The 22,685-nt window shown below is 69.1% G+C and carries 18 protein-coding genes; 8 read left to right on the top strand and 10 right to left on the bottom strand.

Translation table 11 applies throughout. The annotated features are described in order from the left end of the window. Window positions 1–95: 95 nt before the first annotated feature. On the top strand, window positions 96–872 hold the full coding sequence (locus A33M_RS05885) for a 3-ketoacyl-ACP reductase (protein WP_008384604.1): 777 nt from the start codon (window positions 96–98) through the stop codon (window positions 870–872). A 117-nt stretch (window positions 873–989) separates the two neighbouring features. Here the strand turns inward: A33M_RS05885 and A33M_RS05880 are convergent, their stop codons facing one another. Then, complete coding sequence (locus A33M_RS05880) at window positions 990–2,585, bottom strand: gamma-glutamyltransferase family protein (protein ID WP_008384602.1); 1,596 nt, start codon at window positions 2,583–2,585, stop codon at window positions 990–992. 293 nt (window positions 2,586–2,878) lie between these two features. Between A33M_RS05880 and A33M_RS05875 the strand changes: the two genes are divergently transcribed. The 3 genes from A33M_RS05875 (at window position 2,879) to A33M_RS05865 (ending at window position 6,715) form a co-directional block, all read left to right on the top strand. After that, window positions 2,879–4,768: an ABC transporter ATP-binding protein gene (locus A33M_RS05875; RefSeq protein WP_008384598.1), complete on the top strand. Its 1,890-nt coding sequence runs from the start codon at window positions 2,879–2,881 to the stop codon at window positions 4,766–4,768. Between the two features lie 382 nt (window positions 4,769–5,150). Then, complete coding sequence (locus A33M_RS24800; RefSeq protein ID WP_008384596.1) at window positions 5,151–6,194, top strand: DUF6447 family protein; 1,044 nt, start codon at window positions 5,151–5,153, stop codon at window positions 6,192–6,194. Window positions 6,195–6,532: 338 nt separating this feature from the next. Next, complete coding sequence (locus A33M_RS05865; protein ID WP_008384594.1) at window positions 6,533–6,715, top strand: hypothetical protein; 183 nt, start codon at window positions 6,533–6,535, stop codon at window positions 6,713–6,715. A 274-nt stretch (window positions 6,716–6,989) separates the two neighbouring features. On the opposite strand, the gene A33M_RS23730 is transcribed toward A33M_RS05865, so the two are convergent. Then, complete coding sequence (locus A33M_RS23730; protein ID WP_008384592.1) at window positions 6,990–7,163, bottom strand: hypothetical protein; 174 nt, start codon at window positions 7,161–7,163, stop codon at window positions 6,990–6,992. 422 nt (window positions 7,164–7,585) lie between these two features. Here A33M_RS23730 and A33M_RS05860 point away from each other — a divergent pair, with 422 nt between their 5' ends. Beyond that, window positions 7,586–8,617: an aldo/keto reductase gene (locus A33M_RS05860; protein WP_052026876.1), complete on the top strand. Its 1,032-nt coding sequence runs from the start codon at window positions 7,586–7,588 to the stop codon at window positions 8,615–8,617. A 72-nt stretch (window positions 8,618–8,689) separates the two neighbouring features. Here A33M_RS05860 and A33M_RS22200 read toward each other — a convergent pair whose 3' ends face one another. The 8 genes from A33M_RS22200 to cpaB all read right to left on the bottom strand — a co-directional run bounded on the left by A33M_RS22200 (window position 8,690) and on the right by cpaB (window position 18,815). Further along, window positions 8,690–11,098, bottom strand: a complete 2,409-nt coding sequence (locus A33M_RS22200) for a putative bifunctional diguanylate cyclase/phosphodiesterase (RefSeq protein ID WP_008384587.1) — start codon at window positions 11,096–11,098, stop codon at window positions 8,690–8,692. Between the two features lie 96 nt (window positions 11,099–11,194). Beyond that, window positions 11,195–12,136, bottom strand: a complete 942-nt coding sequence (locus tag A33M_RS05850; RefSeq protein WP_008384585.1) for a type II secretion system F family protein — start codon at window positions 12,134–12,136, stop codon at window positions 11,195–11,197. 18 nt (window positions 12,137–12,154) lie between these two features. Further along, complete coding sequence (locus A33M_RS05845) at window positions 12,155–13,120, bottom strand: type II secretion system F family protein (RefSeq protein ID WP_008384583.1); 966 nt, start codon at window positions 13,118–13,120, stop codon at window positions 12,155–12,157. Window positions 13,121–13,126: 6 nt separating this feature from the next. Continuing rightward, a complete protein-coding gene (locus tag A33M_RS05840; RefSeq protein ID WP_008384580.1) occupies window positions 13,127–14,662 on the bottom strand; it encodes a CpaF family protein in 1,536 nt (511 codons plus the stop codon). 32 nt (window positions 14,663–14,694) lie between these two features. Beyond that, the gene (locus A33M_RS05835; protein ID WP_008384578.1) at window positions 14,695–15,936 is read right to left on the bottom strand and encodes an AAA family ATPase; all 1,242 of its coding nucleotides are present in this window, start codon (window positions 15,934–15,936) and stop codon (window positions 14,695–14,697) included. A gap of 44 nt (window positions 15,937–15,980) precedes the next feature. After that, on the bottom strand, window positions 15,981–16,346 hold the full coding sequence (locus A33M_RS05830; RefSeq protein WP_008384576.1) for a hypothetical protein: 366 nt from the start codon (window positions 16,344–16,346) through the stop codon (window positions 15,981–15,983). Continuing rightward, on the bottom strand, window positions 16,330–17,775 hold the full coding sequence (locus A33M_RS05825; RefSeq protein WP_008384574.1) for a type II and III secretion system protein family protein: 1,446 nt from the start codon (window positions 17,773–17,775) through the stop codon (window positions 16,330–16,332). Before A33M_RS05825 ends, A33M_RS05830 begins: the two co-directional genes overlap by 17 nt. 185 nt (window positions 17,776–17,960) lie before the next feature. Continuing rightward, a complete protein-coding gene (gene cpaB, locus A33M_RS05820; protein ID WP_040619503.1) occupies window positions 17,961–18,815 on the bottom strand; it encodes a Flp pilus assembly protein CpaB in 855 nt (284 codons plus the stop codon). A gap of 337 nt (window positions 18,816–19,152) precedes the next feature. Between cpaB and A33M_RS22195 the strand changes: the two genes are divergently transcribed. From A33M_RS22195 to typA, 3 genes are all read left to right on the top strand, one after another. Next, window positions 19,153–19,755, top strand: a complete 603-nt coding sequence (locus tag A33M_RS22195; RefSeq protein ID WP_008384570.1) for a tetratricopeptide repeat protein — start codon at window positions 19,153–19,155, stop codon at window positions 19,753–19,755. A 256-nt stretch (window positions 19,756–20,011) separates the two neighbouring features. After that, entirely contained in the window at window positions 20,012–20,485 is a 474-nt protein-coding gene (locus tag A33M_RS05810) for a tellurite resistance TerB family protein (RefSeq protein WP_008384568.1), read from the top strand. Between the two features lie 283 nt (window positions 20,486–20,768). Continuing rightward, window positions 20,769–22,595, top strand: coding sequence for a translational GTPase TypA (typA, locus tag A33M_RS05805; RefSeq protein ID WP_008384565.1), 1,827 nt, complete (start codon window positions 20,769–20,771; stop codon window positions 22,593–22,595). Window positions 22,596–22,685: the final 90 nt, after the last annotated feature.

Genomic DNA, 22,685 nt, shown 5'->3' with positions numbered 1-22,685 from the left:
ACGGTCCCGGCGCCGGTTTCACCTCTCCCCGCCGGGGAGAGGGTAACGAACCCGGTCCCGCCGCGGCGGCGAAAAGAGATTCGAGGAGACACGACATGAACAACAAGACCGGGCGCCGCGTCGCCCTCGTCACCGGCGGTCGCCGCGGCATCGGGCTCGCGGTGGCGCAAGGCCTCGCCGCCGATGGCTTCGACGTCGCCATCACCGGCACGCGCGACGACGAGGTCTCGCAGGCGTCGGTGAAGTCGCTCGAGGCGCACGGCGTCGCCGCGACCTTCGTCGCCGGCAATGTGCAGGACGTCGACGACCACGCCCGCGTGCTCGACACGGTGGAAGAGAAACTCGGGGCGATCGACGTGTTCGTCTCGAACGCCGGCGTGGCGCCGCCGAAGCGGCTCGACGTGCTCGAGACGACGGTGGAGAATTTCGACTACGTGCTCGGCGTCAATCTGCGCGGTGCGTTCTTCATGGCGCGTGCGGTGGCCAACCGGATGGTCGCCCAGAAGTCGGACACGCCGAAGGCGATCGTGGTGGTGTCGTCGTGCTCGGCCGAGATGGTGTCGAACTCGCGGCTCGAATACTGCATCTCCAAGGCCGGCCTCGCGATGGTGGTCGAGGGCCTTGCTGTGCGGCTCGCCGGCGAAGGCATCTCGGTGTTCGAGGTGCGGCCCGGCATCATCAAGACCGACATGACCTCCGGCGTCGTCTCCAAGTACGACGCGCTGATCGCCGATGGCTTGGTGCCGGCGCTGCGCTGGGGCAAGCCGGAGGACATCGCCAATGCGGTGCGGGCGCTGTCGAAGCCCGAGCTCGCCTTCTCGACCGGCACGGTCGTCAATGTCGACGGCGGGCTGACCATCACCCGGCTGTGAGATCTCGTGTCATGCTGTTTCCGGGCTGAACGGCTCGGGGTTTTACCCTCTCCCCACTGGGGAGAGGTGGAGGCCGTGCCGTCATCGCTGGTCCGAACTCCTCATTCGGAAACCGAATCACACCCCCGCCGCGCCGCCGTCGGCGCGCGGGTCGTGGGCGCCCTCGATCGCGCCGTTCGGGTGCATCACCACCGCGCCGGCATGGCCCATCGTCACGGTGTGGCGCTCCGGCAAGACCTCGACGTCGTGGCCGGCCGACAGCAGCCGATCGACCAGAGCATCGGAAAATCCGGCCTCGAGCCGCAGATTGTCCTGCGCGGCGCCCCAGGTGCGGCCGAGCAGCCAGCGCGGCGCGTCGATCGCATCGGCGAGCGGTTGCCGGAACATCACGTGCCGGGTGAACACGGCGGCCTGGGTCTGCGGCTGGCCGTCGCCGCCCATGGTGCCGTAGGCGATCACCCGCCCGTCGTTCAGTCTCGCGAGCGCCGGGTTGAGCGTGTGGAACGGCAGCCGGCCGGGCGCCAGCGCGCGCAAAACCTTCCGCTCGAGCGAGAAGCTGGCGCCGCGGTTCTGCATCAGCACGCCGGTGCGCGGCAGCACGCAGCCGGAGCCGAACTCCCAATAGATCGACTGGATGTAGGAGACGACGAGCCCGCTCGCGTCGGCCGCGCCCATCCAGATGGTGTCGCCTTTCTCGGCTGCCTGCGGCCACGGCGCCGCTCGTCTCGGGTCGATCCTTTGCAGCTCGGCCGCGAGGACTTTTTCGGCCAAAAAGCTCTCCGGCGGCGCCGGCACGTGGTCGGGATCGCAGATCGCCCGGTCGCGCACGCGAAACGCTCGCTTGGTCGCCTCCACCAACCCGTGCACGTGCTCGAAGCCGTCCGGCTCGCTCACCCGCATGCGGTCGAACAGCGCGAGGATGATCAGCGAGGCGAGCCCTTGGGTGGGCGGCGGCGTGTTGAAGACGGTGCCGACCGACAGCGCGGCGGAGAGGGGGGCGGCCACCGTGGCGTGGCGGCGTTCGAGGTCGGCGCGGGTCACCGGGCTGCCGATGCGGTCGAGATCGGCGGCGATCTCGCGGCCGACGTCACCGCGATAGAAATCGTCCAGGCCTTCGGCTGCGAGATGATCGAGGGTGGCGGCGAGCGCCTCCTGGCGCATCGTGGCGCCCGGCTCGGGCGCCTTGCCCTCGGCGAGAAAAACTTCGGCAAAGCCCGGCGCATCCTTCAACTCGGCGAGCTTTTCCGCGGTCAGCGCCGCCTGGCTCGGCGACACGGTATATCCGTCACCCGCCGCGCGGATCGCCGGGGCGAGCAGCACCGGGAGCGGCAGCCTGCCGCCGAGCGCGTGCGCCGCCTCGAGCGCCGTCGCCCAGCCGTCGACCGCGCCCGGCACGGTGAGGGCGGCGAGCGGCCCGCGGGTCGGAACGGTCTCGTGGCCGTGCTCGCGATAGAGGTCGATGGTCGCCCGGCTGCCGGTGCGGCCGGCGGCCTGGATCGCCCGCACCCGGCCGGACGGCTCGTGAACCAGCCAAAAACCGTCGCCGCCGAGATGCGTCATGTGCGGATAGACCGCGGCGATGGTCGCGGCCATCGCCACCATCGCTTCGAGCGCGTTGCCGCCCTCGGCGAGCACGGCCCGCCCCGCCTCGGCGGCGGCGGCATGGGGCGCGGCGGCGACGCCGCGGCGGTGTCCGGCGGTGTGGAGGTCCATGGCGTCCTCGCGGGGTTCGGGGGTGGCGGTGGCGAGACTTCGCTTCTAGCACGACGCCGCGCGGGCGCGACGCCCTCTGGCGCGCCGCCCTCGGGCAAGACGCCCTCGGCGCGACGGACCCCCTCCGGCGCCCTCGCTCCGCTGGCCGCGGCATCGGCGCAACCGCAGATTGCTCGGACGAAAGGCCGATCCGGCCAAGTGTTATTGCGGTTAGACGCGGTGGCGTCGATCGATTATGGTCCGCCCGCCGCGGGCACGGGGAGCTTGCGGGCGCCTGGGGAGACGAGTTGCACATGAACGCGATGGTCGAGGCCGTGAAGGCGTGGATCGGACGCCGGCTGCTGGCCGACCCGACGGCGACGGCGAGCATGGTGGCGCGCCTGCTCACCGAGTACGGCAAGGGACATTGGCGCAGCTATGCGATCGCCTTCGCCTTCATGGGCGTCGGCGCCGCCTGCACCGCGGCGACCGCCTATCTGATCGGCACCGCGGTGAACCGCGTCTATGTCGACCGCAGCTTCATCGGCGTGTCGCTGGTGTCGCTCGCGGCGATCGTCATCTTCGCCGCCAAGGGCTTTGCCACCTACGGCCAGTCGGTGACGCTCGCCCGCATCAGCAACCGGATCGTCGCCTCCAACCAGAAGCGGATGTTCGACAAGCTCGTGCAGCAGAGCATGTCGTTCTTCACCGACAAGCATTCCTCCGAGTTCGTCGCCCGCATCAATTACGGCGCCGGCGCCGCCTCGAGCGTGCTCAACATGCTGATCACCGCGCTCGGCCGCGACCTCCTCACGCTGCTGAGCCTGATCGGCGTGATGGTCTATCAGCAGCCCGTTCTCTCGATCGTCGCGCTGGTGATCGCGCCGCCGGCCATTCTCGTGCTGCGCGGGCTGATCAAGCGCGTGCGCCACATCACCCAGACGCAGTTCGGCGGCATGGTGCGAGTGATGCAGGCGCTGCAGGAGACCGTGCAGGGCTTCAAGATCATCAAGGCGTTCAACCTCGAGGAGGTGATGCGCGACCGCGTCTATGCGGACGTCGAGTCGATCGAGCAGGCCTCCAACAAGCTCGCCCGCGTCTCCAACCGCGCGACCCCGCTGATGGAATCGCTCGGCGGCATGGCGATCGCCGCGGTGCTGATGATCGGCGGCTACGGCGTCCTCGTGCTCGGCCAGACGCCGGGCGGCTTCATCTCCTTCATCACCGCCTTCATCCTCGCCTACGAGCCGGCCAAGCGGATCGCCCGCCTCAATCTCGATCTGCAGACGGGCCTCGTCGGCGTGCGCATCCTGTTCGAGCTGATCGATCTCGCGGTCGAGCCGCCCGACAGCCGCCCCGGCAAGCTCGCGGTGAGCGAGGGGCACGTCGCGTTCGAGAACATCACCTTCGGCTATCGCCCCGGCGAGCCGGTGCTGCACGGCGTGTCGTTCGACGCGACGCCGCGCAAGGTGACGGCCTTCGTCGGCGCCTCGGGCGGCGGCAAGTCGACCATCTTCAATCTGCTGCTCGGCCTCTACACCCCGCAGGAGGGGCGCGTGGTGATCGACGGCCAGGACATCGCCGGCGTCTCGCTCGCCTCGGTGCGCCAGAACATCGCCTATGTCGGCCAGGACGTTTTTTTGTTCCATGGCACCGTGAAGGAAAACATCGCGCTCGGGCGCCCCGGCGCGAGCGACGAGGAGATCGTCGCGGCGGCCCGCGCCGCCTATGCGCACGACTTCATCACCGCCTTCCCCGAGGGCTACGAGACGAAGGTCGGCGAGCAGGGCGCGCAGCTCTCCGGCGGCCAGCGCCAGCGCATCGCGATCGCCCGCGCGCTGGTGCGCGACGCGCCGATCATTCTGCTCGACGAGCCGACCGCCGCGCTCGACAGCGAGGCCGAGTATTTCGTGCAGGCGGCGATGAAGGAGCTGATCAAGGGGCGCACCACGCTGGTGATCGCCCACCGGCTCTACACCATCGCCAATGCCGACACGATCCACGTGGTGGAGGGCGGCCGCATCGTCGAATCGGGCCGCCACGAGGAGCTTCTGCGCCTCGGCCACCGCTACGCGACCTTCTATCGCCTGCGCTCGGTCGACCAGAAGCAGGACGGCGCCGAAGCCGGTGCCGATTCGGGCGCCGCCGCCGCCGACGTCCCCGGCACGGGTGCCCCCGGCACCGAGGCCGCCGCGGCGGTGTGAGGGGAGGGGAGCCGGAAATTCGCGCTTTGCGACCGGCTTCCCGCGCGGCGCTATCCGGAGCACCCAGCCGGGCAACATTGGAGTGTCCCACGTCCTTCGTGTGAGCGGTGGGTTCGAGGATTCGGATGTCTTCTCTGACTCCGGGTACGGGAAACGGACGGCGTGGCATTCAGGTACGAACACCTTGGTCGACGTATTCGCTAGAATTGAGCCGGCGAATTATAAGTGAAGGCGATTCGGGATGGATGGGGCCGCCCGTGTGGCAGCGGACGCCGGACGTGCGGTCGGGTTCCCACGAGGCAATATTCTCGTTGTCCCTTTGCTGCCAGGAGAGCCCCGGATCGTAGACCCGGCGAAGGAGCAGGCGCTCACGGAGCGCTTCTTGCTGCCGGCGCTGGCTGACCTCGAGATCATGCTGCTGGAGTTGCGGGAGCTTCTCGATCCGGAGCTTCGTCGTGCGCGGCCGATCAAGCTCGGAAAACCCTACCCGATCGGTCAATGCCTCGAGATTGCCCGGGCGGCGCGGAACCGGCTGCGGCAAATGGACGGCTCCGGCCTGACACACCGTGCGGCGCGAGGCTTTCGCGCGTTGCGTGCCTTCCAGCGAGCCGGTGGCGCATTCCGTCTAGTCTGGGGCGACCTTCGCGGGCAGTACTTCCAAAACGCCTTTCAGCTCGGCACACTCTATGTCGATATCGCCAACGATACCGTGGTGCCCACCAAGCCGAAGATCGAGATTCTGCCGTTCGCCGCCGCGGATTTTTCCCCGATTGCCGACTACCAGCATTTTGCTCGCATTGCCGCCCGTTATTGGCGGCACCGGATATTTCCAAACCACGTGCTGCCGGAAATCGCTCCCTTCTGTCCGCTGATTCACGTTTGGCCGTCGGGTCGGATCGCCCTGCACGAGATCTCCGGATATATGCTGGCGATGACACAGGCTGGAGGTTTTGCGCCCAGCGAAGGCGTCCTGCAGCTGCCGCCGATCCCGGACGACGTTTTTGGGCGGGTTGTCGACGGCCTGACCGGTGGCCCACACGAACTCGCCCGCAGCCCCCAGCTCGGCCGCGCGCTCGCTCTGTCTCACTGTCGCCGCGCTCGCGAGAAACGGTGGTACCGCTCGTCTCGGCAGACGGCGAAAATCGTTACCAGAGTGTGGTGCATCAATCGGCGTTTGGCACAATGGCATCATGGCATCACGGCCGAGGAAAAACCCGTGCGCATTCTCAAAATCGACGGCGTCGACTACGATCTCGCCGGCTTGTCGGCCGAGGCCAAAGCGCAGTTGCAGAACATTCAGGCCGTCGACCAAGAATTGGCGCGTCTGCAGGTCCAAGCCGCCGCTTTGAAGACGGCCCGCAACGTCTATGTCGGTGCTCTGAAGGCCGCACTCGAGGCGCCGGGCTCCTCTCCGTTCGCCGGGTAGCAAAACGCGGATCGTGCGCGACGCGCGAGCAATGTCGCCACGCGACTGAAGCATCTTGCGACCCGAACCGAGCTAGAGATCGATCGATGCGAAAATCGGCCTCCGTTCGAGGCCGCGAAATCGTCATTGTCGTCCAAAGCCTCCCTGCGGTGCCGTTCACGCGCCGACGAAACGCCTCGATGTCCTCCACCCGCTCGCGAGACCGTTTGGAAACTCGGACTGCGGCGCTTTCCTACGAACAAAGCTGCCTTTGTGAAGGACATTCCATCGCACGACACGTCCGAGGACGCGATGAATGGGCTCGATCCGGCGGTGTTTTCCGACTGTTCGGTGCCTGGATGGAGGACCTTCGGGAGAACGAGCGCCAGATCGTCGCGCTCTCCTTCGAGACCACTGATCCCGCCACTCTCGATACCTTCGTCTCTACCCATGGCGACCACAGCCGCATCGAGGTGCAACGCTATCGTGTGTCGACCAAAGTCGCCCGGCTCGCCACCGCCCGCCGCTTCCCCGGCCAGTAACGCTTTTTGAACTCGACAGCCCCCGCCTTCGCCGCAAAGCCAGCCGCCTGGAACGACGACGACCTCCGCGCCCTCATCACCAGAACCGCGCAATGAGCCTCAAGCGATTCCCCGACGCCGCACCCCAGCCCCGCGTTCGGAGCGCTACCGCTCGCCGCTGCGCCGGGGCAGAGTGCGGCGATCGACCTTTCGATGCGCATCGCCCGCTCCCGCGGGTGCGCGGAAACGGGCGACGACGAAAACTTCGGACGTCTCGACGAACGACCGGACCGGATCAGATCAGGTCGTTCTCGATGCAGTAGGCGATCGCCGAGCGATCGGACGGACGGGTCGCGCCGGCCTGCTCGGGCCGCTCGGATCGTGCGCCGGAGTGCGTCCGCGATCCACTGCTCTCGTCGGTGCCCGGGGTGCGGGGGGTGAGGTCGATCGAGGTGTCGGACTGACTCAACGTCGTGTCTCCATTCGGTGGCGCGACGGGCGGAGGATCGGCGCCGGAGATCGGTCGAGCCGGTCCGCTCGGGCGTCGCGCCCGGGGGTTGAAACGTGCCGTGACGGCGCGCCCTCGACTTGGTGCCATCGGGCCGCAGCCGGTTCAACGGTCGCATCCGCCGGCGTGGATCGATGTCTGCCGCCACGGTTAGCAGGTCGTTGACGGCTGCCGTTTCCGGCAGAACGTCGAGGTCGACCGCGTGCCTTCCGATCGTGGCCACACTGTGGGCATCGATCCGCGACATACTCGAAAAGTATCCCGCGTCACTCGCGTCCGCGCCGCGACCGACCGCTCGCCCGAACCGGCGGGCCGTTCACGACGATGTTGAGAACAAAGCGTTTTCCGACGAAAAAGTTCCACGGAACCGAGAGGTTTTCGCCATGAACGCACCCGACGCCACTCCCGCATCCGCCGCCCCGCAATCCCGCCCGCCGCGTCGGCTGGGCGCGCTTCGCGTCTCTGCGATGGGCCTCGGCTGCATGGGCATGACCTTTGCCTATGGTGAGCGCGACGACGCCGAATCGCTGGCGACCATCGATCGCGCCCGCACGCTCGGCATCACCTTCCTCGACACCGCCGAGATGTACGGGCCGTTCACCAACGAGGAGCTGGTCGGGCGGGCGATCGCCGGGCGGCGCGACGACTTCGTGATCGCCACCAAGTTCGGCATCACCTTCGATTCGCAGAACTCGGCCGACCTGCGCTCGCGCGGGCTCGACGGCTCGCCGGAAAACGCGCGCCGGGCCGCCGACGCCTCGCTGAAGCGGCTCGGGATCGACACCATCGACCTGTTTTATCAGCACCGGCGCGACCCGGCGGTGCCGATCGAGGAGACGGTCGGGGGGATGGCCGAGCTGGTGAAGGCCGGCAAGGTGCGCCATCTCGGCCTGTCCGAGGTCGGCGCCGAGACGATCCGACGCGCCCACGCGGTGCACCCGATCGCCGCGGTGCAGAGCGAGTACTCGCTGTGGGAGCGCGGCGTCGAGGCGAGCGTGCTGCCGACGCTGCGCGAGCTCGGCATCGGCTTCGTCGCCTACAGCCCGCTCGGGCGTGGCTTCCTCACCGGGGCCGTGACCGGCACCGCCGATCTGGTCGCGACCGACTATCGCCGGCACGACCCGCGATTCGGCGCCGGCAATGCCGAGCGCAACGCCGCCGCGATCGCCATCATCCGCAGCGTCGCCGACAAGCACGGCGCGACGCCGGCGCAGATCGCGCTCGCCTGGGTGCTCGCGCAGGGCGACGACGTGGTGCCGATCCCCGGCACCAAGCGGCGGACGCGGCTCGAGGAGAATGCCGGGGCGCTGGCGATCACGCTCGACGCCGACGATCTCGCGCGGCTCGACGGCATCGCCGCCGGCATCGTCGGCGAGCGCTACGCCCCGGCCGGCATGGCGATGCTCGACCGCTGAGAGCTTTTGAAGACGACCTCGTGGCACGGGGACTCCCGCGCCAGGGCGCTCGCGCCTGGGTTTGCCGTCGGTTCAGGCGACCGCGCAGCGGGGCGGCGCCGCGTCCCGGTCGGCGGACGCGGCCGCACCGGCGGCGGGCCGGTCGGCCCGCGCGTGGTGCTCGGCGAGAAAGACGGCGAGCGCGTCGGCCGGCAGCGGGCGGCTGAACAGGAAGCCCTGCATCTCGTCGCAGCCGCGCTCGCGCAAAAAATCCTCCTGGGCCGACAGCTCGACGCCCTCGCCGACGATCGTCAGGTCGAGCGCCTTGCCGAGCGCGATGATGGCGTCGGTGATCGCCCTCGCCTCGGGGTCGGCGGGAACGTCGCTCAAAAACGTGCGGTCGATTTTTATGGTGTCGATCGGCATCTGCTTGATCAGCGCCATCGAGGCGTAGCCGGTGCCGAAATCGTCGATCGCCAGCCGGATGCCCATCTCGCGCACCGCGGTCAGGAGGTCGACGGCGCGGCCGATGTTCTGCATCACCATGCTCTCGGTGATCTCGAGCTCGAGCAATCCGGGCGGAAAGCCCGACCAGGCGAGCGCCTCCTCGATGTCGACGAGCAAATTCTCGTCGGCGAACTGGCGCGGCGACAGGTTGACGGCGATCGTCACCGGCGGCAGGCCGCGCCGCTGCCACGCCATCCCCTGCGCGCAGGCGGCATGCAGCACGAACCGACCGATCGGCACGATCAGGCCGGTGTCCTCGGCGAGCGGCACGAAGCGGCCGGGCAGCAGCAGGCCGAGGGCGGGGTGGTTCCAGCGCAGCAGCGCCTCGACGCCGGACACCTCGCCGGTCGCGAGGTCCTTCTTGGGCTGGTAGTGCAGCACCAGCTCGTTGCGCTCGAGCGCGCCGCGCAGGCTGGTCTCCATCATCAGCCGCTCGATCGAGCGCGCCTCGATCACCGGCGAGAAGAAGCGCACGCAGTTGCGGCCCTCGTCCTTGGCGAGATACATCGCCGCGTCGGCGTTGCGGGTCAGCGTCTGCTCGTCGGCGCCGTCGTCGGGGAAGAAGGCGACGCCGATGCTCGCCGCCACCCGGCATTCCTGGCCCTGCACCACCACCGGCTCGACCACGGTCGACAGGATGCGCCGCGCGACGGCGCCGGCGCCGGCGGCATCGCCGGTGTCGCGCAGGAGGATCACGAACTCGTCGCCGCCGAGCCGCGAGACCACGTCGCCCTCCTCGACGCAGCCGGCGAGACGCCCGGCGATCACCCCGAGCAGCCGGTCGCCCGCCGCGTGGCCGAGCGTGTCGTTGACGAACTTGAAGCGGTCGAGGTCGAGAAACATCACCGCGAACCGCCGGCCCTCGTGCTCGGCGGTGCGGATCGCCGCCTCGAGCGTCGCCGAGAACTTCGTGCGGTTCGGCAGGCCGGTCAGGTCGTCGTGGGTGGCGAGCCACTGGGCGCGCGCCTCGGCGCGCTCGCGCTCGGTGATGTCCTCGAACAGCACCACCGCGCCGCCGTCGGCGATCGGCCATTGCGACAGGAGGATGGTGCGATCGGGGCCGAGCGCCATGGTCGACTGGCTGGGCGCGCCGGCGCCGAGCCGCCGCTCGTACTCGGCCGCCATCTCGACCGGATCGATCTGCGGATGGTTGCCGGCGGCGGCGCTCGCCTCGATCATGTCGAGCACCGTCATGCCGGGGGTGAAGGTGCCCGGCGGCACGCGGTAGATCTCGCACAGCCGCGCGTTGCACACCGCCAGCCGCCCGGCCCGATCGAACATGCACAAGCCGTGCGACATGTTGCCGAGCGCGGCGTCGAACCGCAGGTTCTGGGCGGCCAGCGAGGCGGCCAGCCGCGAGGTCTCGCGGGTGGCGAGCAGCAGCCGGCGGTGGCGGTTGCCGAGAAACAGCACGATCTCCACGGTCGCGACGAAATAGAGCACCGTCACGCCGGCGAGCAGCCAATAGAGCGGGCCGCCGAGCAGCGCCGCGGCGACCGCGATCGGCAGCAGCACGAGGGCGAGCTGGGCGATCGCGATGCGCGGGCGGGCGGAGTTGCGCGCCGTCACGCCGGCGGTGTAGCCGGTGGCGACGCCGTTCGCGAGCAGGTGGCACAGCGTGTCGTCGGTGGCGAGGAAGACCGCGACGCAGAGGGCGCCGAGCGCCGCGCCGAACGTCATGGCGCCGATCGCGTAGCGTCGCTCCCAGCGCCGCACCGTGGCGGTCGCCGGTGCCGCCGCGCGGTCGCGCCGCCGATAGGCGATCGCCAGCACGCCCCGGCCGGCGACCATGACCGCGAGCAGAGCGGTCACCGCGGTCGGCCACGCGCTCTCGGTGCGCACGGCGATCGTCGTGCCGATCGCCAGGCAGCAGATCGCCCCGACGACGAACGACACGTTGGGCCCGAACAGGCCGTCGACCAGCTCCGCCAGGACGTCGGGCGGCAGCGCGCTCTCGTCCGCGTCCTCCGCCTTCCGACCGTCACGTCCTGGCATTGCGAGCCGCCCCACCCGTATTGCGGCACCATGAAAGCAATAAAGATCTAACGATTGATTTCGCGGAGGGTGACATTCTGGTCCGCACCGGGCGCGTCAATAGACGCCGAGCCGCACCCGCACGAAGACCGGCAGCAGAATGACCACGAACAGCACCGGAAAGACGCACACCATCAGCGGCACCGACAGCTTCACCGGCAGGCTGTAGGCCTTCTCCTCGGCGATCGACAGTCGCTTGTGGCGCATGTCCTCGCTGTACACGCGCAGCGCGTCGGTGATCGAGGAGCCGAGCTCGTCCGACTGCTGAATGAGCGTCGCGAACGAGCGCACCTCGTCGAGGCCGAGCCGGTCGCCGAAATGCTCGAGCGCCTCCGACAACGAGCGGCCGGCGCGGATCTCGAGGCAGGTCATGTGGATGTTCTGCGACAGCGCCGGATAGGAATCGCCGAGCTCGCGGCCGACCCGCTCGAGCGAGCCCTCCATGCCGAGCCCGGCATCGGCGCAGACGACCAGCAGATCCATGAAATCGGGGAAGCCGGCGCGATACTCCTCGCGGCGCTTCTTGATGATGCGGTCGAGCACCAGGCTCGGGGCGAGATAGCCGGCGAGGCCCGCGCAGCCGGTCAGCCCCCAGAACATCGAGCCGCTGCCCTGGTCGATCAGCGGCAGGATCAGGAAGGCGACCAGCGCGAGGCCGATCGCCAGGCCGAAGCGGATGACGAAGAAGATGCCGACGCCGCGCGGGTCGAACACGCCGGCCTGCACCAGCCGGTGGCGCAGCATCTTCATGTTGGCGTCGTCGACGCTGGCGTAATGCTTGGTGGTGTACTCGATCAGCCGTTGCACGGCCTCGCTGCTCTGCTGGCGCAGCGACCGCCGGCCGCCGCGATCGAGCGCGCCGCCGCCGACGATGCCGGCCGCGCGCCGCTTCACCGCGCCGCGCACCTGCATCACCGCCATCACGCCGAACGCCGCGCTGGTCGCGGCGACGAACACCAGCACGGTGATCAGGACGTCGGGGTCGAGCAGCCACGCCATGCGGGACGAGGGCCTCCGTCAGATCTTGAAGTTGACCATGCGAAACATCAGCAAGTTGCCGGCGAGCATCCAGGCGACCGCGCAGCCGAGCCCGATCTTGGTGAGATCGTACTTCCACACGCTGCCGTAGAAATCCGGCGCGACCGCCTGCACCACCAGGAAGACGCCGACCGGCAGCGCCGACAGGAGCAGCGCCGACATCTTGCCCTCGGAGGCGAGCGCCTTGATCTTCCGCCGCATTTTTATCCGCTCACGGATCACCGAGGAGAGGTTCTCCAGGATTTCGCCGAGATTGCCGCCGGTCGAGCCCTGGATCGCCACCGCGGTGACGAACAGCGGAAGGTCCTCCTGGCCGACCCGGAAGAACAGGTTGCGCATCGCCGTCTCGAGGTCGGCGCCGTAGGTGATCTCGTCGGCGACGATGCCGAACTCGGTGCCGACCGGGTCGGGCAGCTCGCGCGCCACCATCGTCACCGCGATCGGCACCGGATGGCCGGCCCTGAGGCTGCGCACGATGATGTCGATCGCGTCGGGAAACTGGTTGCCGAACTTCTTTCGCCGCCGCGAGCGCATCACCGCGAGAAGGGCGAACGGGCCGAGCAGCAGCGTCACCGCCGCGCCGAGCACCGCCTCGACCATGCTGCCGCGAAACACGGCGAGCGCGCAGAACACGCCGAGCGCACCGATCACGACATAGAGCCCGAGCCGCGGAACCCCGCCGGTCAGCCCGGACTGCAGCAGCAGCCGGTTGAACGAGACGACCGGCAGCCGGAGGTCGCCCTCGCTGGTGAGGCCGCGCTCGCGACGGAGCTGCACCAGCACGTCCTCGCGGTCGTCGCTCTCCGACAGCATCGCCAGCCGGTGGTTGACCCGCTTGCGGTACGACCCCGCCGAGAAGAACAGAAGATAAATGCCCTCGCCGAACAGCACGGCGGAGGCGACGGCAAAAACGTAAATCCAGACGACGGGATCGATCGCCGGCATGGCCCCTCACAACGGCTTGCTGGGATCGAAATACTGCGGCGGGATCTTGATGCCCTTGGCCGCGAGATCGGACAGGATGCGCGGCCTGACACCGGTCGCGACGAAATGGCCCTGCACGGTGCCGTCCTCGAGGGTGGCGGTGCGGACATATTTGAAGATCTCCTGCATCTGCAGGATCTCGCCCTCCATGCCGGTGATCTCGGCGATGCTCATCACCCGCCGCTTGCCGTCCGAGAGGCGCGAGAGCTGGACGATGATGCGCACGGCGGCGGCGATCTGGCCGCGGATCGAGGTGATGGTCATCGGCAGCCCGGCCATGCCGATCATCTGCTCGAGGCGGGAGATCGCCTCGCGCGGATTGTTGGCGTGGATGGTGGCCATCGAGCCCTCGTGCCCGGTGTTCATCGCCTGCAGCATGTCGAACGCCTCCTCGCCGCGGCACTCGCCGAGGATGATGCGCTCGGGGCGCATACGAAGGGCGTTCTTGACGAGGTCGCGCTGGCGGATCTCGCCCTTGCCCTCGACGTTCGGCGGGCGGGTCTCCATGCGGGCGACGTGCGGTTGCTGGAGCTGCAATTCCGCCGCGTCCTCGATGGTGATCAGACGCTCCTTGTCGGAGATGAAGGCCGACAGCGCGTTCAGCATGGTGGTCTTGCCGGAGCCGGTGCCGCCCGAGATGATGGTCGTCACCCGCGCCTTGACCATCGCCGCCAAGAGCTCGGCCATCTGCGGGCGCAGCGCGCCGACCTCGACCAGCTTGTCGAGGCCGAGCGGCTTCTTGGAGAATTTTCGGATCGACACCAGAGGTCCGTCGACCGCCACCGGGCGGACCGCCACGTTGACGCGCGAGCCGTCGAGCAGGCGCGCATCACACAAGGGGTGCGACTCGTCGACCCGCCGGCCGACCGCCGAAACGATCTTGTTGATGATGCGCAGGAGATGCGCCTCGTCCTTGAAGCGCACCGCGGTCGGCTCGAGGATGCCGCGCCGCTCGACATAGACGCATTCGTGTCCGTTGATCAGGATGTCGTTGACGCTGGCGTCCTTCAACAGCGGCTCGATCGGCCCGAGCCCGGTCATCTCGTCGAGAATCTCGGTGACGAAATCGGCCAGTTCCTGGGTGTTGAGCGCCAGCCGTTCGACCAGCACGTATTGCGAGACGAGCTGCTGGATGTGCTTCCGGATCTCGTCCTCGGGCAGCTTCTCGAGCGCGGCGAGGTTGATCTCCTCGATCAGCCGGCGGTGCAGCCGCACCTTGGCGTCGAGCAGCTTTTCGCGCATCGCGGCGTTGGCGGGGGCGACCGGACTCGCCGGAACCGGCGGCGGCGGCGCGGGCGGCAGCGGCGCCATCATGCTCGCGGCCTCGGGCGTGCCCTCCTGAAACACCGTCCAGGCGATGCCGTCGGCGGCCGGAGCCGCCTCCTCCGGCGTCTGGCCGGGCATCTGGTCGGGCGGCGGTGCGAATCCGGAGCCCGGCACCGAGCCCGGCGGCGCCGGCGGCTCGGGAGCCGGCATCCTGCGGAAGCTGAAGCGTCCGGCCATGCCCTGTCCTCGTTCCTACCGACCGGCTCGCATCACCCTCGCGCCCAGGAGAGGCCGAGCCGGCGCTTGCCGCCGCTCTCCGCCGTCGCCTTGTCGCGGGTGGTCGCCGGCGCGATCAGCTTCTTGAGCTGCGCCGAGATCTTGTTGCCGGCCTTGACCTCCTCGAGCGGCACGCCGCGATCGATCGCCTCGCGCACCAGCTTGTAGTCGTTCGGCACCACGGTGGCGAAATCCTCGCCGAGCGCCTGCTCGACGTCGCTCTTGCGCAGCCCGGTCGAGAACAGCTTCTGCTCGAACCGGTTGATGATCACTTGCGGGCGCGGCCCCTCGTCGAGCCGCTCGCGGATCGCGGTGACCAGCTGTTTTGCGTGCTTGATGCCGGGCACCGTCATCTCGGAGACGATGAACAGCCGGTTGGAGCCGAGCAGCACGCTGTCGGTCCACGGGAACCAGGTGCGCGGCAGGTCGATCACCACGTAGTTGAACTGCGACGACACGAGGTCGAGCAGCCGCGTCACCGTGTCGGGATCGAACGAGCGCATCTCGGCCGGCCGGCTGGGTGCTGCGATCACCGCGAGGCCGGAAGCGTGATAGGACAGCATCACCTCGAGCAGCTGGCGGTCGAGCCGCTCCGGGCGCGGCTCGATCTCGTTGAGGTCGAGGCGCGGCTCGAGGTCGAGATAGTCGGCGCAGGCGCCGTGCTGAAAATCGAGATCGACCAGGCAGGTCGCCGGCCGCGTCTTCTGGTTGCCGCTGCCGAGCAGGAGAAGCGCCGTCTGGATCGCCAGCGTGGTGACGCCCGCCCCGCCGACCGCCGGCAGATAGGAGAAGATCTCCGCCTCGCTCGGCTCGTTGCCGGCCGGCGTCTGCACCACGCGCGCGCAGGTGCGCACCAGCTCCACCGGCTGCACCGGCTTCACCAGAAAATCCGCCACCCGCATCTTCAGCAGCTGGCGCATCAAGTCCTTGTCGAAGGCATCCGTCACCGCGACCACCGGCGGCCAGCCGTCGAGGCTGGTGACGAGCGCCTGCAGCGCCGCCATCTCCTCCGTGGTCGCGGTGTGCAGGTCGGCCACCACCACCGTCGCGCCGGCCGCGACCACCGCCTCGGCATGCGCCTCGACGCTGCCGGACAGCAGCGTGAGATCGACCTGGGGCGCGGCGCGGAAGGTCTCCGTCACCACCTGCTCGAACTCGGGATCGGCGGTGACCACCACCACCCGGGTGGTGGAGGCGGCGACCTTGGTCTTGGGCTTCGGCTTTGGACTGAGCATTTCGGATCACGTGGTGGCTGACGGCATGGCCTCCGAGGAAGCGGTCATTGCTTGGGCAGGGTTTCGCCGCCGGAGGTCTGCGCCGCGGTGGTCGGCGCGGCGTCCGGCATCTTGGAGGAGGCGTCGCCGGCGGTCCGCAGCCCGACCGGCTTGGTCACCTTGCCGCGGCGATAGAGCTCGGTGGCGATCGCCACCGAGGTGCCGCGGGTCGGCAGGTTGCGGTCGGCGGCATAAGGCGGCCACGGATCGGCGGTGTGGATCGCGACATTGCTCGCCACCGCGTCGGCGGCACCGAAAGCGATCGTCTCGCGGCGGTCGTAATAGAGGTCCGAGCAGCCGGCGAGCAGCGCCGCGAGCAGCACGGCGCCGGCGAGCGGACGGGCGAAGCGGCGATCACTGAAAAGCGACATTGGCGCCTCCGGGGGCGAGCTCGAGCATGTGCCCGGTATAGGGCCGCAGCGCCGCGGTCTCGCCGCGCACCGCCGGGCGGCGGTCGAGCTCGGCCTTGCCGCCGAGGAAGAAGTCGAGGTCGTTGGCGGCGAGCGTGTTGTCGAGCGGCGTGCGGATCGGGTCGCCCGGACGGGCCGGACGCGCGAGCCGCGGCGTGACGATGATCACGAGGTCCGACTCGTTCTTCTGATAGCTCTTCGAGGAGAACAGCGTGCCGAGCACCGGCACGTCGCCGAGCCAGGGAAGCTGCTGCTGCTGGGTCTTGGATTTGTTCTGCAGCAAGCCGGCGAGCACGAAGCTCTGGCCGTCGCGCAGCTCGAGCGTGGTCGAGGCCTTGCGCACGGTCAGCGCCGGTACCGACAGGCCGTTGGCGATCGACACGGTCACGGTCGGATCGATCTCGCTCACCTCGGGCTCGATCTTCAGGTTGATGACGCCACCCGCCAAGACCGTCGGGGTGAAGGCGAGGCCGACGCCGTATTTCTTGTACTCGACCGAGATCTGGCCGAGCGTGCCCGCCGCGGGGATCGGGTACTCGCCGCCGGCGAGAAAATTCGCGGTCTCGCCGGACAGCGCGACGAGGTTCGGCTCGGCGAGCTGGCGGATCAGCCCGCGCTCCTCGAGCGCGTTGAGGGCGACGTCGATCTGCATCCCGTTGCTGATCAGCGAGCCGACCAGGAAGCCGAACGGCGGCGTCGCGGTGCCGAGGACGCCGGCGGCCGTCGTCCCGATCGCCTGGCTGATCGGGAGCTGCGAGGTGCCGTTGCCCACGTTTCCGGTGAAACGACCGTTCTTGCTCCAGGCGTTCCACTGCACGCCGAGCTCGCGGCCGGCCGAGCGCGACGCCTCGACGAAGCGCACCTCGAGCAGCACCTGCTGGGGCGCGTTCACCTTCACCGCATTGATCACCTCCGGCCCGAACTGGCGGGCGATCGAAAGGGCCTCGTCGAGCGCGATTCCGTCCGAGGCCGTGCCGCCCAAGAGAATGCGGCCATTGACGCTGGAGACGCGGAAGCGCGAATTCGGGAAGCGGCGGCCGAGCTCGGTCGCCAGCGCCGAGGTGTCGTAGGAGACCTCGACGTCGAACACGCCGACCAGCTTGCGGCCCTCGCCATAGACCGAGACGCGGGTGGTGCCGATCTTCTTGCCGAGGATCGACAGCGTGTGATCGGTCAGCGGATTGACGTCGGCGATCTCGGCGTCGCCGATCGCGACCTCGACGAACGGCAGGTCGGCCCGCACGTCCTGCGACTTTCCGGACGGGACCGTCACCGCCGAGGTGCGCGACGCGCCGAGCTTGATCACCGTCTGCGCCTGGGCGGCGCCGGCGCCGAGCGGCAGGCCGGGCAGCAGCGCGGCGGCGAGCAGCACCAGCGGCGCGACCACCACGGCGAGCCATCGCCTGCCGGGATGTCGCGCGCGACGCGTAAAGACTCTCCGTCGTGCGGCCATCGGCGACGACGGCGGCCCGTTCGTGCGGCTTCTGTCTCGATCCCCGTCCATCGTCCGCATCCCCACTGTGTCGTCCTGACGTCGGTCGTCCGCTCGCTTCCCCCGGCGCGCGGACGCCGTCCTCACCGTGCCGCGTCGGCCGATGCCGCGACGGCATTCTCCTGCGGCACGGCATAGTCCTGCTTGTCGGTGCCGCGCCTCACCACCACCGTGCGGGTGGTGCTGTGCGGCGTCGGCCCGAGAAACTCGCTGATCAGATCCTTCACGGTCACCCGCGTGGCCTTGGTGCCGGTGGTCTCGCCGGCCTTGCGCAAGAGGAGCGACAGCGTGCCGATCGAGCCGGCGAGGCTCAGCTTCTGCCCGGCCTGGGTGTCGACCTCGAGCGTCACCGCCTTCGGCACCACCGGATTGGCGGCGCGCTCGTCCGCCATCTGGTCGACCGCCAGCACCCGCACGTCCTGCAAGAGCACCTGGGTCGTGGCGCCCTCTCCCTCGACCTGGCGGGTCAGCACCACGTCGACGTGATCGCCCGGCAGCACGAAGCCGCCGACGCCGTCGACGTCGTTGACGCGGATGGTCACCGCCTTCATGCCGGGCTCGACCAGCGCCGACAGCGTCGCCCGCTGGCCCGGCCCGGTGATCTTCATCGCCAGCACCGGCTCGTTGGTCTCGATCGCGGTCAGCACCACGCGCTTGCCCGATCCGAGCAGGTCGCCGATGCGCATGAACGCGCCGGGCGGCACCGCGCCGTCCGGCCACGGCACCTCGCGCAGCACCTGCGGGGTCAGCTCGTTGCCGAACCGCAGCGGCCGCGTGGCCACCACGACGCTGCGGGTCGAGACCGGCTTCGCCTCGGTGGTCACCACGCTCGGCGCGCGCGCCTGCTGCTGGCTGGCGAGCCACGTCCGCGTCGCGAACACGGCGGCGAGACCGAACACCGCCGCCACCGCGATCATGATGAGGGTGCTGCTTCGCACGGTTCGTCCCTGCCGCTAGCCCGTAACGCATACTCCGACACGGACTATAGGAACGGCGAGGGTGATGAATGAGTGAACCGCTTTCGGTTTGCGGGACGTGAAAACGAGAGCGTGATTTCGTGGTTTATGAAGCGTTTCCGCCGGGCACCGGACGGTGGTTTCATGCGGCCGTCGTCCGGTGCGAGGGTCGGCGAGGACACTCCGGCGACTTGGTATGCATTCCTCCCGCCAGCAAAAAATTAACCGTCGTTTCCTAGGCTCGGGACACGACACTGGACGTGCGTCCGAGCGGCGGCTCTGCCCTCCGCGCGCCGGCCCCACCGGTCGCGAGCGTATGATGAGCGTGAAGATCGAGCGTTTTGCCTTCGTCGCGGTCGCCGGCCTGATGTGGCTCGCGGGGTGCGAGACCACCACCACCTCGCTGCCGGACCTGTCCGGCGGCAAGGCGGCGGAGGACGTCACCGGCTCGGTGCCGGCATCGGCGCTCGCGCCCGCGCTGCCCGACCTGACGCCCGCCAACACCGGCGCGCCGCCGAATCTCCTCACCGACAATCCGACCCCGAGCGCCCCGCACGACGATCTCAGCGTCGGCCGCGAGCAGTTCCGCCAGGGCAATTACGGGCTTTCCGAGCGCCACTGCCGCAAGGCGGTGGAGACCGCGCCGCGCGACGCCAATGCCTGGCTCTGCCTCGCCGCCTCCTACGACCGGCTGAAGCGGTTCGACCTCGCCGACCGCGCCTACGGCCAGATCGTCGCGCTGGTCGGCCGCGGCCCGGCGGTTCTCAACAATATCGGCTACTCCTACATTCTGCGCGGCGATTTCGCCCGCGCCCGCGAGACGCTGCTGACCGCCCAGAAGCTCGATCCGAACAATCTCTACGTGCACAACAACCTCGCTCTGCTCGCGGAAGCGGTCCGGCGCGGCGAGCCGGTGCGGTGAACCAGGGCGACGAGCCGGTACGGTGAGCCGCCGCGGTGAGCCGCCGCGGTGAGCCGGGCGCGCAACCGTGACCGATCGCCCCCTCGACGGGTGTCGTTCGCTCCCTACATGCGCTATCGAGAGTTCGCTTTTCGCGCGACGCGGGCGCGGCGCGGGGTCGATCGTCGTCGTCCCTGCCGTGGCCCGTACGCTCTCGTCCGATTTTTCCGGCCGAAAGACGATCCCGGCCCCCCGACCGAGCCCGGAGCACGACCGCATGTTCGACGACCTGAAATCCTTCTTCGCCGCGCTGACGGACGGCAGCAAGCATCCCGCCCGCTTCGAGGCGGACGACTACCGGCTCGCCGCCGCCGCCCTGATGGTGCACGTCGCGACGCTCGACTCGAATCTCTCGGACGCCGAGCGCGACAAGCTGCACGCGGTGCTGAAGACCCGCTTCGCGCTCGACGACGACGACACCGACGCGCTGATCGACGCCGCGGTGGCGGCCGACCAGAACGCGGTCGACTTCTACCAGTTCACCAGCCTCCTGATGCGCACGCTCGACGACGAGGGCCGCCGCAAGGTGGTGGCGATGATGTGGGAGGTCGCCTTCGTCGACGGCAATGTCAGCGAGTTCGAGGACAATGTGATGTGGCGGGTCGCCGACCTGCTCGCGGTGCCGAACCGCGAGCGGATCGAGCTGCGCCAGGCGGTGGCCGCCGGCGAGGACCCGAGCCGCCCCGCCTGACGCCGGCCGGCCCGCCGCGGCCGGCCCTCGCGCAGCGGTAGCGGGTTCGGGCGGAACCGTGGCCGTTCCATGAACTGTGCGTGACGAAGCCCCGCGAAACCGGCGTCGCGCTTGCGCGCGGCGGTCCAGCGTGTAGAACCACGCTGGACCGGAAGCGCTCGATCGGACGGCGCGGCCCGAAAGGGCTTGCGCGCGTATCTCGTCTGAGGCCGCCTCGACAACCTTCCGGCCGACCGGCACGCGGGCCCCGGAGGCCCGCTTTTCGTGTTCCCGAAGGACCTCCATGTCGCTGCGCAACGTCGCCATCATCGCCCATGTCGACCACGGTAAAACCACCCTGGTCGACCGGCTGCTCCAGCAATCGGGGATGTTCCGCGAGAACCAGCGCGTCGCCGAGCGCGCAATGGACTCCAACGACCTCGAGCGCGAGCGCGGGATCACCATCCTGGCCAAGGCGACCTCGATCGTCTGGAAGGACGTCCGCATCAACATCGTCGACACTCCCGGGCACGCCGATTTCGGCGGCGAGGTGGAGCGCATCCTCAACATGGTGGACGGCGCGATCGTGCTGGTCGACGCCGCCGAGGGGCCGCTGCCGCAGACCAAGTTCGTGGTGTCGAAGGCGCTGAAGATCGGGCTGAAGCCGATCGTCGCGATCAACAAGGTCGACCGCTCGGACGCGCGCCCCGACGTGGTGGCGAGCGAGGTGTTCGACCTCTTCGCCGCGCTCGACGCCAGCGAGGAGCAGCTCGACTTCCCGGTCCTCTACGGCTCCGCCAAGGAAGGCTGGATGGCCCCGAGCCTCGAGGGCCCGAAGGATTCGATGGCGCCGCTGCTCGACCTCGTGCTGAAGCACGTGCCGGAGCCGACCATCGAGCACGGGCCGTTCCGCCTGCTCGGCACCATCCTCGAATCGAACCCCTATCTCGGCCGCATCGTCACCGGCCGCATCACCTCGGGCTCGATCAAGCCGAACCAGCCGGCAAAGGTGCTCGACCGGAACGGCAAGGTGGTCGAGACCGGCCGCATCTCCAAGGTCTTGGCGTTCCGCGGCCTGGAGCGCCAGCCGATCGACGAGGCGGTGGCGGGCGACATCGTGTCGGTCGCGGGCCTGCCCGAGGCGACCGTCGCCCACACCATCTGCGCGCCCGAGGTGACCGAGCCGCTGCCGGCCCAGCCGATCGACCCGCCGACCCTCTCGATGACCTTCCGCGTCAACGATTCGCCGCTCGCCGGCACCGAGGGCGACAAGGTGACCGGCCGCATGATCCGCGACCGCCTTTTGCGCGAGGCCGAAGGGAACGTGGCGCTGAAGGTGACGGAATCGACCGAGAAGGATTCCATGGAGGTCGCCGGCCGCGGCGAGCTGCAGCTCGGCATTCTGATCGAGACCATGCGCCGCGAGGGCTACGAGCTGTCGGTGTCGCGCCCGAGGGTGCTGCTGAACCGCGACGAGACCTCGGGCGAGCTGTCGGAGCCGATCGAGGAGGTGGTGATCGACGTCGACGAGCAGTATTCGGGCGTCGTCGTGCAGAAAATGTCGGAGCGCAAGGCCGAGATGATCGAGATGCGGCCGTCCGGCGGCGGCCGCACCCGGCTCGTCTTCTATGCCCCGACCCGCGGCCTGATCGGCTACCAGGGCGAGCTTCTGACCGACAGCCGCGGCACCGCGGTGATGAACCGCCTGTTTCACGGCTATGCGCCCTACAAGGGCGAGCTGCAGGGCCGGCGTACCGGCGTGCTGATCTCCACCGACGCGGGCGAAGCGGTCGCCTACGCGCTGTGGAACCTGGAGGACCGCGGCCCGATGATGGTCGAGCCCGGCTGGAAGGTCTACCAGGGCATGATCGTCGGCGAGCACACCCGCGACAACGACCTCGAGGTCAATGTCATCAAGGGCAAGAAGCTCACCAATATCCGCACCACGTCCAAGGACGAGGCGGTCCGCCTGACGCCGCCCTTGAAGATGTCGCTCGAGAAGGCGCTCGCCTACATCGCCGACGACGAGCTGGTCGAGGTGACGCCAAAGTCGATCCGGCTGCGCAAGAAGATCCTCGACCCCAACGATCGCAAGAAGGAAGAGCGCCGCAAGGTGTCCGAAGGCGTCTGATCGCACCGACGGCGACAGAGCTTTATACCAACGGTGACAGAGTCCGACCTCGTCCTGAGGAGCACTCCGCAGGAGTGCGTCTCGAAGGGC

It is taken from the genome of Rhodovulum sp. PH10, from assembly GCF_000293785.1.
Classification (GTDB): Bacteria; Pseudomonadota; Alphaproteobacteria; order Rhizobiales; family Xanthobacteraceae; genus Rhodoplanes.
The sequence above is the reverse complement of the archived record's forward strand: the minus strand, read 5'-3'. Positions and strand labels throughout refer to the sequence as shown.

Excerpts from the sequence above, each read along its gene's own strand:
- A33M_RS05835 (WP_008384578.1), bottom strand. The coding sequence starts at position 15,936 with ATGCTCAGTCCAAAGCCGAAGCCCAAGACCAAGGTCGCCGCCTCCACC.
- A33M_RS05810 (WP_008384568.1), top strand. The coding sequence starts at position 20,012 with ATGTTCGACGACCTGAAATCCTTCTTCGCCGCGCTGACGGACGGCAGC.
- A33M_RS05865 (WP_008384594.1), top strand. The coding sequence starts at position 6,533 with ATGGAGGACCTTCGGGAGAACGAGCGCCAGATCGTCGCGCTCTCCTTC.
- A33M_RS05885 (WP_008384604.1), top strand. The coding sequence starts at position 96 with ATGAACAACAAGACCGGGCGCCGCGTCGCCCTCGTCACCGGCGGTCGC.
- A33M_RS05845 (WP_008384583.1), bottom strand. The coding sequence starts at position 13,120 with ATGCCGGCGATCGATCCCGTCGTCTGGATTTACGTTTTTGCCGTCGCC.
- A33M_RS05850 (WP_008384585.1), bottom strand. The coding sequence starts at position 12,136 with ATGGCGTGGCTGCTCGACCCCGACGTCCTGATCACCGTGCTGGTGTTC.
- typA (WP_008384565.1), top strand. The coding sequence starts at position 20,769 with ATGTCGCTGCGCAACGTCGCCATCATCGCCCATGTCGACCACGGTAAA.
- A33M_RS05875 (WP_008384598.1), top strand. The coding sequence starts at position 2,879 with ATGAACGCGATGGTCGAGGCCGTGAAGGCGTGGATCGGACGCCGGCTG.
- A33M_RS22195 (WP_008384570.1), top strand. The coding sequence starts at position 19,153 with ATGAGCGTGAAGATCGAGCGTTTTGCCTTCGTCGCGGTCGCCGGCCTG.
- A33M_RS05830 (WP_008384576.1), bottom strand. The coding sequence starts at position 16,346 with ATGTCGCTTTTCAGTGATCGCCGCTTCGCCCGTCCGCTCGCCGGCGCC.
- A33M_RS05860 (WP_052026876.1), top strand. The coding sequence starts at position 7,586 with ATGAACGCACCCGACGCCACTCCCGCATCCGCCGCCCCGCAATCCCGC.
- A33M_RS05840 (WP_008384580.1), bottom strand. The coding sequence starts at position 14,662 with ATGGCCGGACGCTTCAGCTTCCGCAGGATGCCGGCTCCCGAGCCGCCG.
- A33M_RS05880 (WP_008384602.1), bottom strand. The coding sequence starts at position 2,585 with ATGGACCTCCACACCGCCGGACACCGCCGCGGCGTCGCCGCCGCGCCC.
- A33M_RS22200 (WP_008384587.1), bottom strand. The coding sequence starts at position 11,098 with ATGCCAGGACGTGACGGTCGGAAGGCGGAGGACGCGGACGAGAGCGCG.